This is a genomic window from Weissella paramesenteroides (assembly GCF_036327715.1).
Classification (GTDB): domain Bacteria; phylum Bacillota; class Bacilli; order Lactobacillales; family Lactobacillaceae; genus Weissella; species Weissella paramesenteroides.
On sequence record NZ_CP130559.1, the window covers coordinates 1,072,618 to 1,085,520 of the forward strand.

The window sequence follows — 12,903 nt, forward strand, 5'->3', positions numbered from 1 at the left end:
TCATCTCAATTAGTTATTAACTGCATCCTTAAATACATTTTTCTTTTCAGCAGCTTTAGCATTCTTAACATCATCATCTTTGAATCCCCAGAAATAAACCGCCACGAATGAAACAACTGTTGTTACTACACCAGCAATAACGAAATACCAAATGTTATTTGGATTTGTTTTTGAGAAGAATGAAGGGAATCCGATCCATGAACCAGTAAATCCAAACATATCTACTTTTAATAGTCCTGCGATAAAGCCACCAACAGCTCCACCGATATTAGCCATCCAAAATACTCGACCATACTTCAAGTTAATTCCATACATTGCGGGTTCAGTAACACCAGCAAAACCTGACAAGGCACCAGCAAATGCCAAACTCTTAATATTTGTAATCTTTGATTTTGCCCAAACGGCTAGTGCTCCGGCACCTTGTGCAATCATCGTAAAGTTAATCAATCCATTTAAAACAGAATGGCCAGTTTGTGCAATATCGTTTGAAATTAGCGGAATAATCATCCAATGCAAACCAAAGATGACTAGAACTTGATATAGGCCACCAATAATTAATCCTGCAACGGCTTGATTTAATGTTACCAACCAGTTAATAAATGTTGCTAGTCCTGATGAAATCAAAGTAATTACTGGCCCAACAACAACTAATACCACGATTGAAACGATAAATAATGTAAATAATGGTTGGAAAATTGAACGCAAACTCAATGGCAATACTTTTTTAAACCAATTTCCTACCGGACGTGCTAACCATGCTGCGAAGATAATTGGAAAAATCGAATACGTGTATGATGGGATATGAATTGGCAACCCAAAGAAGTTAGCATTCATTGTTACCCCAAGGAATTCAGCAAAATTCTTTGACGTTTTTGCTCCCAAGTCCACCATAGTCGGGTGCACTAATACACCAGCAATAGCAGCCACAATGATTGGATCTGATTTTAATTGTTTTGCAGCAGTATAACCAACAAGAATTGGTAAGAAATAAAATGTAGAATCACCAATTGTATTGATAATTTGATAAGTGGCTGATGATTCATCAATCCATCCCAAGTTAAACGTAAATAAAGTTAAAATACCTTTTAAAATTCCGGATGCAGCTAACAAACCAATGATTGGCATCATTGAACCAGTAATCGTACCAATCAATAATTGAAAACCATATTTAATCAGTCCGAAAAATCCATCTGGCTTATTGGATTTCTTACCACCTGTAGCCTCAACAGCTGCATCAGTTGCTTCTTTATCAACAACGTCATCGCCCAATTGCTCGATAACTTTATCGTAAACATCTTCAACAGCCTGTCCAATAACAACTTGATATTGACCTAATTGTGCATTATAAACAGCACCAGCAACGCCATCTAAATCTTGAATTGCATCTGTATCTGCCTTTTTCTCATCATTCAAATAAAATCGTAATCTTGTGATACAGTGAATAACCTTATCAACATTATCCTTACCACCAACATTCGTAATGATGTTCTTTGCTAACTCATCATAATTTTGTTTTGCCATTTTAATCACCTCTCACTTAATCTATGGCAATTGCTTGACCAATTTGGGATCCAGCAGTTGAATCACCAACTTCTACAGAAAAATTATCTAATTTGTCTGCTGAATTTGTAATTAGAACCATTGTCGTTTTCGGCAATTTGGCATCATCTACTTGTTGCCAATCCACTTCAGCTAGCGGATCACCACCATCAACAACATCCCCAACTTTTACCCGTGGTGTGAATGGGCCACCATTTAAAGAAACCGTATCAATACCAATATGGACCAGAATTTCTAATCCATCTGCTCGCTCTAATCCAACAGCGTGGCCTTGTTGAATGGTTACTTTTCCAGCAACCGGAGACACAATCGTATCACCCGTAGGCTCGACAGCAAAACCATCTCCCATCATTTTGCCAGCAAAAACAGGATCAGAAACATTTTCTAATTTAATAACCTCACCTGTCACTGGTGTATACAAATGATTATCATTGGCAACCGTTTTTTTCTTTCCAAACCCAAACATAAATAAAACCCCCTCCTATTTGTGACGTCTTGCAAATTCAACACTTGTAAAGCGATCTGCCCGATGTCGTGACTCAGTAAATGATAAGATTCGATTATCTGCTAAACGAGTTTCGCTTCGAATGACGACCATTGACATACTTTCATCAATATGAAGTAATTGTCGATCTTCAAAAGTCCCCTTCTCAACAGTCATTCGTTTCACCGCATAATCAATCTGTAAACCTAACTGATTTTCAAAGTAATCAAACAATGAATTCTTTGCCGCCTCATAAGGAATATGGTCAATAACATCTTGATTAATGTAATCGTAGTCTAAGACCATTTCCTCACCATCCACCCAGCGGCGGCGGACTACCAAGGTACATAATATTGATGAGTTATCGCCAGTTAAATTTTCTGGAACAGGTACATGCCGCTTAATAGTAATAACATCATTACTAGCATCTAAATGTGCTTGTGCAACCATTTCACGATAACTTTCAAGTGTTGAAACAGGAAATACAAAATGTTTACGGTCCAAAACAACCGACCCACGACCAGGTAACCTTTGTACATAGCCATCATTAGCCAATGCTTTTACAGCCTTACGAACCGTTTCACGAGAGACTTGATAACGTATGACAAGTTGTCCATCACTTGGTAAATAATCACCAGGTTGATAGACCTTTTCTTGTAATGCCTTCAAAAGATCAGAATAAATTTTTTGATACTTTTCCATCCCAATATTCCCCCTTTCAACAGGTTCAGTGTACATGACTATGAAACCGTTTTCAATTCTTTTGTACTGGGCATTTTGCAACTAGACTAGTCAGGTTAAGAGAGAAGGTATACAGGCAAGGATTTCTAGACTAGTCAGGTTTTTTAGAATTTATATGGTTCCTTCTTTTTTATTTATCTGCCAGTAACTCAATATATCAGAGGATTTCTTAGGTTATAATGTTAGCAATAAATTGGCTGACTAATTTTTACACAAAAAAACAGTTTTTGAACAGAATAATTCTAGTTCAAAAGCTGTTTTTAGATTTCACGATATTTGATATTAATAACTGATGATTAAAAATCAAAATTTTCTTGAATAGCAGTAATTGCTTGATAATACATTTGATTATATGACACGCCATTTATATCAGCTAATTCTCGTACTGATTCAAATTCTGGTGTCACTTTAACTAAGTGACCTTCAAGATAGCCCTGTTTAATTTTTACAGACCCATTTGCCAAAGGCAGAGTAGAAAATTGACGGTTTAAAATCGCCCGTCCTTTTAATACCGTTCGAACGCCAAAGGTTGTAGTTTCAAGTAACAATCGTTGTTTAAAATGATCTGCATCGGCGACTTTGCAAAGTAGTGTGATTTGATGCGCTGGTCGATTCTTTTTCATCATAATTGGTGTATAGTACATATCCAATGCACCATCGTTCATAACACTTTCTAATAATTGTCCTAGACCTTCACCAGTCATATCATCTATCTCACAGTTCAATTCACATACTTGGTTTACCGTATTGTCCTTAGTTGCTCCATCTGCAGTCTCTAGAAGCACTGCACGCAATACATTAGGATGCTCAAACTGCTTCGTCCCCGCACCATAACTACTCTTAATAACCTTTCCCTTCATGCTATTAGCAAATGAAGTAGCAAAAGTTTTAATGATGGCTGCTCCAGTAGGGGTTGTTAATTCACTGGCAATATCAAAGTCTTGTACAGGCACACCTTGTAAAATTTCTAGAGTAGCTGGTGCTGGTACTGGATATAAGCCATGTGCGACTTTCACTTTACCATAACCAGTTGCCACAGGAGTCGCAACAATATTATCTACCTCTAGTCGGTCAAGAGCCACACAACCACCAATAATATCAACCAATGAATCTACCGCACCAACCTCATGGAAAGCAATATCTGACACAGGTATCCCGTGAATTTTACTCTCAGCCTGCGCAACATTATCAAACATACGTAAACTCAATGCTTTCACAGATTCACTTAGCGCACTATTTTCAATATTTTCCTTTATGGCTGCATAGTGAGTATGCTGATGGCTATGACCATGTTCATGATGGTGGTGGTCATGACTATGCTCATGATGGTGTTGCACCACTTCGTCATGATGATGTGTATGTTCATGATAATGTTCACCGATATCAAAATGATTCAAAGATTCATCTTTAAATTTCAATACTAAATGATTTGCCGTAATGCCATGCTGATCAATTCGTTCAATTGACAAGTCAAAATCATCGGCAATAACTTTATTTAATTCATCATGTACATCATCGATATCCACACCCAGACCACTAAGGGCTGATAAAAACATATCACCCGAAATACCGTACCCACAGTCTAAGAATAACGTTTTAGCCATTGTAATCTCCTAATCTTTTATTCATACGTCGCAATATCAAACTGGCTTGATAGGCTGCACCAAATCCATTATCAATATTAGTAACAGTTATACCGGAACTACATGACGTTAGCATCGATAGCATCGTTGTCATACCTTGCAGATTCGCACCATAACCAATTGATGTTGGTACAGCTATTACAGGTGCATCGACTAAACCAGCCAGAACAGTTGGCATAGACCCCTCCATACCAGCAACTGCAATGATAACATCAGCCTTTCTTAATTCATCAGTGTAGTACAACAAGCGATTCAAGCCAGCAACCCCAACGTCCCATAGATATTTGACATTAGCTCCCATCCACTCGGCAACTCGTACTGCTTCTTTTGCAATGGGCAAATCAGAAGTTCCCGCACAAACAACATAAATCAAGCCTATTTTTAATTTGGGATTTGGTTTGCCAACCGTTAATACTTGACTCTCACCATCGTATGCTAAATCTGGTATGTGAGCATCTAGATAGGCATATTTCTCCTCATTAACTCGTGTTACTAAAGCGTTACCATTCTTGTCTAATAACACATTGACAATTTTTTCTATTTGTTCTGCTGTTTTACTACTGCCGTAAACTATTTCAGAAAAACCTTTTCTTTGTGCGCGATCAACATCTATTTTTGCTGAACCAATATCTACAAACTTCAAGCCATTATCCTCTTTTCAAATGTTTCTTTATAAAACAAAAAAGTCGTTCAACTCATCGTAGCATTACTGTCTTGCCTAAAAAATGCAATACCATAACTTTGAGAAGAACAACTTCTATTATTTTATCCGTTATTGGCTGCTAATTCTTCTTCTGATAAAGTAGAATTCATACGTCCGCTTTGGAATCCAGCTAAATCAACAGCAACGAAATTAAAGCCAAATGATTTCAATTTATCATCAATGGCATCTTGATTATCAATAATCAATTGAATATCATCCTTTGGCACTTCAATCCGAGCAACATCCCCGTGGAAACGAACACGAGCATTTGTGAAACCTAAACCACGTAGATATTTTTCTGAATTCATAACTTGCTCAATACTTTGTGTACTGATCTTCGTATTATATGGGAACCGAGATGATACTGAACAGCTTGGTACCTTGTTCCAGTTACTTAGGCCAAGTTTTTTGGCTAACGAACGGACATCTGTTTTATACAAGTTAGCAGTCTGCAATGGGCTGACCACTCCAGCTTCCTTCTTTGCAACCAACCCTGGTCGATAATCATCATTATCATCCATGATCGTACCATCTAAGACAATATCGAAGCCTTTCTCTTGACGAATTTCTTCTAAACGAGTGAAAAACATTTGCTTTTGATAGAACCATGTTTGGGCAGTATTATTAGCAATTTCTTCATTCGTTAAATAATTTAATTGCGTACCTATTACATTTGCGTCCAATTCATTAGCTAAATTAATAGCCTTATCAAATTCATCGTCAGTAAATAACTCTGAATTTGCTACAACAGCTAACACGTTCTCCTTACCTAACACATTCAAGGCTTCTTTAAGTACTAAAGTACTATCAATACCACCAGAGAATGCAATAATCACACGATCGTATGCTGCTAAAGTGTCTTGTAAGACAACTTCTTTTTCATCTGTTACCATTTTTGAGCTAATCATTACTTAACCTCCTAGTTAATACCCTTTATAATCTATAAAACAACCCAATCTACGCCTTGATGATGGTTGATACACCATCTGGCAATACCGCAATCGATGCATCAGCACCAACTAATTTATCAGCAATTGCTAAAGCAGATGGAATTGAATTGGCATACGTCATCTTCATATCTTCAACAATTTGTTTATTAGCAGGTTCTGTAACAACAATAACATGATGCTTCATCATGACACGTGCCAATATTTGCGCTTGCCATTGATCTTGTGGGGTCTCTTTAGCTGGTGTCTTTACAGCATTATCATAAATATCTGAAACTTTATCAGTATCTTTAAATTGATGATACAATTCATCACCACCGGTACCATCAGCTAAACCACTAGCAATAATAATGACACCATTTTCATTGTTTGTTGCTTCAGCACCAGTCATTCCTTTTACCATTTGGTAAATATTTTGATCAAGTGGGTACCCACCATTACTGGTAATCGTGATATCAGTAAAAATGGGTTTTGCTTCCATAATACTGTCAACAAATTTAGTTCCCTCAAGGTGCGCAGTGACTGAATCACCAGCAAAGGATCCAACAATACGCTTATCATGATCTATGACCACATTCACGATAAATTGTAGTTTAGATAACCGTGCAGCCTCAACCATATCTTTATGGATGGGATTATGCATCAACATACCAGTTCTTGAGTGCTTTGAATCAATGAATTGACCATTATGATTACCAACCACTGATTTTCTTGAAGCAATTCCTGGAAAGACAGCCTTACGTCCACCTGAATATCCAGCAAAAAAATGCGGCTCAATAAATCCTTCCGCAATTAATAGGTCAGCTTCTACAGCAACTCGATTAATTTCACAATCAGCTCCTGAAGGTAGCGTACCAACATTAATCATATTTTCTTTGTCATCACTATCGTGGACAACAATATTGATGTTTTTAACAATTTCTGCACCATATTTATCAACCAATTCATCATGAGTTGTTAGACGATGCGTTCCTGTTGCTACTAGAATTGTAATTTCTGCCTCTGGATTGCCTTTTTTAATTTCCGCAATGATTTTAGGCATGATTTTCTTAGATGGAACTGGTCGTGTATGGTCTGAACTAATAACGACCACATGATCTTTACCAACCACTAATTCAGATAAACGTGGTGAATCAATCGGATGCAGTAATGAATTTTCAACAATTTCCGCTTCTGAAAATTGATAACTTTTTGCTAAAACTGCTTCTGCATCCGCCTGAATAATGCCTTTTGCACGATTAGATGGTATCTCTCCAACTAGTTTTCCTTTCCCGTATGGTAGAGAAAATTCCATATTACATTGCCTCCTTTAAATACTAAACAATATTAAATATTAGCGTTATTTTCTTTTTTAAGGATAATTTTTGATTCGATATATGTCATCAACCAAATAACCAAAAAGACAACGATTAATCCATAACCAACCCAATTAAAGTCTAATCCTTGTACCCAACCTATAAATCCAGTCTTCATTACAAGGCCACTAGTTGAGACCTGTAATAATTCAACAATACCAATAATAAATGCCGCAATAATCGAAATTGTTGTGACTGTTAGGTTGTAATAAATCTTACGAATTGGTGCATCAAAAGCCCACCGATAAGCACCTGACATCATCACTGAATCAGTTGTGTCCATAACGTTCATACCGGCGGCGAATAAAATTGGTAAAGCAAATATACCCCAAATTGAAGCTCCTTGGCTGGCCGTTCCTGCTGATAAAGCAATTAATGTAATTTCCGAAGCTGTATCAAAACCAAGTCCAAATAGAAAACCAATTGGATACATCTGCCAAGACTGCTTAATAAACTTAAAAATAGGGCCTAAAAACTTTGCTAAAAATCCTCGTGACATTAATAATTCATCAAACTTCTTTTGGTCAAAGTTACCAGATTTTACGTGCCTTAGTTGAGACAGTAAATTGAATAATACAAAACAATTAGCAATAGCAATCACGATTAAAAAAACACCCGAGACAGTAGCCCCAATTTTCCCGCCCATTTCTTGTAAAAATGGTAATTTTGCTTTTGCAAATTGCACTGATAATCCAACAACCAACGCCATAAGAAAGACAACAGTCGAATGACCCAAAGAAAAGAAAAAACCAACCCCCGCTGAACTCTTCTTTTCTTGAACCAGTTTACGGACAGTATTGTCAATTGCTGTAATATGATCTGCATCAAATGCATGACGCAGACCTAGTGTATAAGCCAATAAGCCAATTCCCCAAAAAGATGCATCTTGCACTGCAGCGATAACTAACAGGGCGAAACCAAGAACATGAATTAAAGAACTAGTCACGTAAAATGGCAAAGCCTCATAAAAAATTTTTTCCCTCACAAACTACCTCCATACCTATTAATTCCACTTTCAACTGTCTTTACCTACTCTTTGAAAGCGCTACACAATTTATAGTATACACTTTTCGCTGAGAGTGAATCACAATTTTTGTTATTTTTGTGAAATTTGTTTGAAAATTTCATATACAAAGTAGGTAGTTAATACGGTTTTATGCATCATATATAAATAAACCTGTACAATGAATGCAATAAAAAAAGCAACTCAACTCATAAATAAGATGGTTACTTACTGTCTTAATTGTTCAAAATGAATTATTTACTAATCTTGCCACAGATATTTGGCGTCACCAATTGGATCTTGTGATGTTAAAATTTTAGGACCATCATTCGTAATAGCAATTGTGTGCTCATATTGGGCTGATAAACTACCATCTGCTGATACATAGTATTCCCAACCAGTTTCTGGAACAATTTCAGTCTCTATTTCCCAATCACCACCAGCGTTGACCATTGGTTCAATAGTAATAACCATTCCTGCTTTTAGGCGTAATCCCTTATGTGCCACCCCGTAATGAAATACATCCGGCTTTTCATGCATCGTTGGTCCAATCCCATGACCAATTAGATCACGGACATCACCCATATGATTTTTATTTTCTACATAGTCTTGAATGGCAAAACCAATATCACCTAAACGATTACCAACTTGTGCTTGGTCAATTGCCAAATATAAAGCAGTGTGCGTCACATCCATTAAATGATCAATTTCTGGTGTGCTTTCACCAACAACATATGTCCAAGCGGAATCACTCTCATAACCATGCCAGTTAACACAAAAATCCACTGTCACAATATCGTGGTTCTTTAATTTCAGTCCCTTTCGTGGTGTTGCATGTGCGACTTCGTTGTTAATGCTGATACAAGTTGCATATTTGTACCCTTCAAATCCCTTTTCTGAAGGCGTTGCATCGTGATCCAGAATATATTGGTTAACAATTTCCTCGATTTCCCAAGTATCCATCCCCACATATATTTGATCGCGTAATGCTAAATGTGCACCAGCTAAAATTTTACCTGAGTGGGCCATTCCTGATATTTCTCTATCTGATTTTAAAGTGATCAACTTTTCTCTCCTATGATAATTATGATATTTTGTTTGTCAAATCACTGGGCTGATTATTAATAATTCGAAGAATTTCCTGATTGAACGTCTGACGCTTAATTGGTCGGTATTTTTTCAAAAAATTCAAATGTAACCCATTAATGGCAACATGTAATATTATACCTGGAATGAAATTAAAAAGACGCTGACGGTCATACACCATACCAGGATAAACCGCTACAAATCGATTATCCAACTTTTTGACACCGTAAGCAATAACCTCTTCTTTGGCTTTCATATAATCATTTAGGATCCACGGTGCACTATTTGCCGCAATAAAGATAAATTTCGTTTGTTTTGTTTTTACCGCCAGTTCATCAATCACCGTTTTTGCAGGCGCAATGCTGTTTTTTTCATAGCTAGTATTTTTCTTTTTACTGGGTAAAAAAATACCTACACAATCGATAACTAAGTCTGAACTATCAATGACCGTTTGCCAATCACCCGGTGCATTTAAATCAACCGCCAAATAAGTCACAGGTTCAACCAAATTTGAGTGATTTTTTGCACCAGAGCGAGACAAACTAATCAGTTCGTACTGATTTTTATTCTGTACAAGGACAGATAAGATTCCCTGACCAATATACCCTGTACCACCCATTATAGTTATTTTCAATTTTTTCTCCCTTAATAGTTGGCAATTTCTACACATACCATTAATCTACATTTTAACATTAATTAAAAAAATCACTGAATTTCAAATTCAGTGATTTGTGCAATTATAAGTTATTAGTGTTTAACAGCATACTTGAAATTGAATGGCGCACCGGTAGGATTTGCAATAACTCCCTTAACCTTAGGATTCAACAATGAAGCAGTTGAACGGTAGTACAAAGGTGCAACTCCCGCTTCCTTCTCAAGAATTTGTTCAGCCTTCTTGAAGTCTGCGTACTGAGCCTTAGTATTATTAGCATTCTTTCCTTCGGCACTCTCTAATGCAGCATTGTAATCTGCATTATTCCACTTACCATAGTTATAAGAAGCGTCGCTCTTGTATAGATCCAAGAATGATGATGCGTCAGGGTAATCAGCTAACCAACCGAAGTTTAGCATTTGGAAATCACCATCAGTACTCAACTTCAATCGTTGCTTCTTTGGTACTGTCTTAATCGAAACATCCATACCCTTTAAGTTTTGTTCTAATTGCTCTTGCAAGAATTGTGCCACGCGCTTTGATGTATCATCATCATCAGTCAATAATTGAACAGACAACTTTGACTTACCAACTTCCTTAAGTCCTGCCTTAAACAACTTAGCCGCTTTCTTCTTATTGTAGCTAACTGCACCCTTTACTTCAGCATCCGTAGCAAAATCTTTATGATTATTTGGATTCTTAACTAGGCCTTTAGGCGTATACGTTGTTGCAGGAATTGCAGACCCAGTCACAATTTTACTTGATAATGTATCACGATTAATTGCATAAGAAATTGCCTGACGAATCTTAGTGTTCTTAAATTCAGGTACTTTTTCTTCATTCATCTGTAGTGCTTGGGTAGCACCAGTCTTGATAACTTTGTACCCCTTCTTATTCTTTGAAGCCTTCACCTGATCTGGAGATAATGGCGTGAAATCAAGTTTCTTACCTTGATACAAATTATAACCAGTGTTCTGATCCTTAATCGTTTGGACAGCAATCTTCTTGGTTTTCACCTTATCAGCATCAAAATACTTATCATTCTTCACAAATGAGTACTTATTATTTGAACCCGTCCATCCTTTGAATTTATAAGGACCAGCAGACAAATACGTGGCTGCTGAAGTTCCATATTTACTTCCCTGCTTCTCCACAAATTTTTGGTTTTCTGGGAAGAACACAGGCATCGTAATTTCTTGTAAGAAATATGTAGCTGGTGATTCCAACGTTACCTGTAATGTATGGTCATCAATTGCTTTAATACCTAGTTCAGATGGTTGCTTCTGACCATCCTCAATGGCCTTCGCATTTTTAACACTATCCATCAAGTAAGCATATTCCGATGCAGTTTTTGGATCAATTGAACGTTGCCAACCGTATACGAAGTCTTTCGCTGTCAGAGCATCCCCATTTTCCCACTTCAAACCTGAACGTAAGTGGAATGTATATGTTAATCCATCATCAGACTTTTCGTAACTCTTCGCTGCCTCATTTTCAAGTTTATTACCCTTACCAAATTGTAATAATGGTAAACTTGTTGCCCCTAGCGCATCTGCAGACACAGTGTCTGTAGACTTTGCTGGATCCATTGTTGGTAATGCCGCAACTTCTGACCAATTAATTGTTTTGCCCGTTGATGCAGCAGATGCTGAGACTGCCGGTAATGCAACACTACCCACCATCGCTACCGATGCAGCGGCGGCTGCTATTTTGCCAAATTTTTTCATGCCAAACTCCCTTTTGTGAACGATTTAATTTTAATAGTGTTATTATAATATCACGCAATTTCTCATTTGTCTAATTGTTTTTTAATTTATCAAATGAAACATAAAAAAAGATGTTTAGGAGTTTTATTCCCAAACATCTAAATTTTAACTATGCACATTATGAATAGTTTTATTGCTAAAGGCATGCTTAACTAAACTTTTTTAAAAATCCTAACACAATTTGGTTAAATTCATCCGGAAATTCCAAATGTGGGATATGACCTGCACCGTCAAAAACATGCATTGCTGAGCCGGTAACCTTTTGTAGATCAAGCGCATTTTTCGCGTGATCTACTGGATACATCGGTGAAGCACTACCAGCCAAAAACAAATGAGGGATGCTTTCATGACGGATAACATCACGCCAATCTTGCACAATACCATCAATCATCAATGGCCGATTCTTTTTGAAATCAAACGGCACATAACCATCTGATACTTGACGCTTCAGTTCTTTTGGAATGGTTTGTCTAACCAACTTTGTCGTCGGAAAACTATCCGATATCTGACTAATACGAGCAAAGGAGGAATCTTTAACGCCGTATTGCCAGCCATCTTCATTCAGCATTTTGGGTGTTTGATCTTCTGTTACAATCACGTCTACACGACGATCACTAAATAGTGAAATATATTGACTTGCAACCATTGCACCCATTGAATGTCCAATCAAAGTAAAATGATCGACATGCAAATAGTCCACTAAATTTGCTAAATCCATTGCTAACCTAGAAATACGCAAGCTTTTGTCCGTCTGTTCACTTTGGCCATGATTTCGATACTCAAACCTTAGTACTCGAAAGCCTGCATTTTTAAATGCTTCAACTTGAGCCACCCATGTCGTTATCATACTTGTATAGCCACCGAGAAAAACGACGACTGGTTGATCACTACTACCATCAAACTGGTAATGTAATCGGACACCGTCATTTGATTTAAAGAAAGACATTGCCTACCCACCTCAAT

General features: G+C 37.1%; 12 protein-coding genes. All 12 read right to left on the reverse strand.

The features are described 5' to 3' along the window. Positions 1-9: 9 nt before the first annotated feature. Positions 10-1,521 carry a PTS transporter subunit EIIC gene (locus QRX23_RS05225; RefSeq protein WP_330154925.1) on the reverse strand — a complete coding sequence of 504 codons (1,512 nt, stop codon included), beginning with the start codon at positions 1,519-1,521 and terminating at the stop codon, positions 10-12. A 16-nt stretch (positions 1,522-1,537) separates the two neighbouring features. Continuing rightward, a complete protein-coding gene (locus QRX23_RS05230; RefSeq protein WP_330154926.1) occupies positions 1,538-2,026 on the reverse strand; it encodes a PTS sugar transporter subunit IIA in 489 nt (162 codons plus the stop codon). A gap of 15 nt (positions 2,027-2,041) precedes the next feature. Beyond that, entirely contained in the window at positions 2,042-2,746 is a 705-nt protein-coding gene (treR, locus tag QRX23_RS05235) for a trehalose operon repressor (RefSeq protein ID WP_330154927.1), read from the reverse strand. Positions 2,747-3,081: 335 nt separating this feature from the next. Further along, positions 3,082-4,389: a nickel pincer cofactor biosynthesis protein LarC gene (larC, locus tag QRX23_RS05240; protein WP_330154928.1), complete on the reverse strand. Its 1,308-nt coding sequence runs from the start codon at positions 4,387-4,389 to the stop codon at positions 3,082-3,084. Further along, complete coding sequence (larB, locus tag QRX23_RS05245) at positions 4,382-5,071, reverse strand: nickel pincer cofactor biosynthesis protein LarB (RefSeq protein WP_330154929.1); 690 nt, start codon at positions 5,069-5,071, stop codon at positions 4,382-4,384. Before larB ends, larC begins: the two co-directional genes overlap by 8 nt. Before the next feature lie 122 nt (positions 5,072-5,193). Then, on the reverse strand, positions 5,194-6,039 hold the full coding sequence (larE, locus tag QRX23_RS05250) for an ATP-dependent sacrificial sulfur transferase LarE (RefSeq protein ID WP_408068644.1): 846 nt from the start codon (positions 6,037-6,039) through the stop codon (positions 5,194-5,196). Positions 6,040-6,088: 49 nt separating this feature from the next. Continuing rightward, positions 6,089-7,372: a nickel-dependent lactate racemase gene (gene larA, locus QRX23_RS05255; protein WP_330154930.1), complete on the reverse strand. Its 1,284-nt coding sequence runs from the start codon at positions 7,370-7,372 to the stop codon at positions 6,089-6,091. Positions 7,373-7,404: 32 nt separating this feature from the next. Then, on the reverse strand, positions 7,405-8,418 hold the full coding sequence (locus QRX23_RS05260) for a HoxN/HupN/NixA family nickel/cobalt transporter (RefSeq protein WP_330154931.1): 1,014 nt from the start codon (positions 8,416-8,418) through the stop codon (positions 7,405-7,407). A gap of 279 nt (positions 8,419-8,697) precedes the next feature. After that, positions 8,698-9,501, reverse strand: coding sequence for a type I methionyl aminopeptidase (gene map / locus QRX23_RS05265; RefSeq protein ID WP_330154932.1), 804 nt, complete (start codon positions 9,499-9,501; stop codon positions 8,698-8,700). A 19-nt stretch (positions 9,502-9,520) separates the two neighbouring features. Continuing rightward, the gene (locus QRX23_RS05270; protein WP_330154933.1) at positions 9,521-10,156 is read right to left on the reverse strand and encodes an NAD-dependent epimerase/dehydratase family protein; all 636 of its coding nucleotides are present in this window, start codon (positions 10,154-10,156) and stop codon (positions 9,521-9,523) included. Between the two features lie 113 nt (positions 10,157-10,269). Next, entirely contained in the window at positions 10,270-11,901 is a 1,632-nt protein-coding gene (locus tag QRX23_RS05275; protein ID WP_330154934.1) for a peptide ABC transporter substrate-binding protein, read from the reverse strand. A 187-nt stretch (positions 11,902-12,088) separates the two neighbouring features. Continuing rightward, positions 12,089-12,886, reverse strand: coding sequence for an alpha/beta fold hydrolase (locus tag QRX23_RS05280; RefSeq protein WP_330154935.1), 798 nt, complete (start codon positions 12,884-12,886; stop codon positions 12,089-12,091). Positions 12,887-12,903 lie beyond the last annotated feature (17 nt).

Excerpts from the sequence above, each read along its gene's own strand:
- QRX23_RS05225 (WP_330154925.1), bottom strand. The coding sequence starts at position 1,521 with ATGGCAAAACAAAATTATGATGAGTTAGCAAAGAACATCATTACGAAT.
- QRX23_RS05230 (WP_330154926.1), bottom strand. The coding sequence starts at position 2,026 with ATGTTTGGGTTTGGAAAGAAAAAAACGGTTGCCAATGATAATCATTTG.
- treR (WP_330154927.1), bottom strand. The coding sequence starts at position 2,746 with ATGGAAAAGTATCAAAAAATTTATTCTGATCTTTTGAAGGCATTACAA.
- larC (WP_330154928.1), bottom strand. The coding sequence starts at position 4,389 with ATGGCTAAAACGTTATTCTTAGACTGTGGGTACGGTATTTCGGGTGAT.
- larE (WP_408068644.1), bottom strand. The coding sequence starts at position 6,039 with ATGATTAGCTCAAAAATGGTAACAGATGAAAAAGAAGTTGTCTTACAA.
- larA (WP_330154930.1), bottom strand. The coding sequence starts at position 7,372 with ATGGAATTTTCTCTACCATACGGGAAAGGAAAACTAGTTGGAGAGATA.
- QRX23_RS05275 (WP_330154934.1), bottom strand. The coding sequence starts at position 11,901 with ATGAAAAAATTTGGCAAAATAGCAGCCGCCGCTGCATCGGTAGCGATG.
- QRX23_RS05280 (WP_330154935.1), bottom strand. The coding sequence starts at position 12,886 with ATGTCTTTCTTTAAATCAAATGACGGTGTCCGATTACATTACCAGTTT.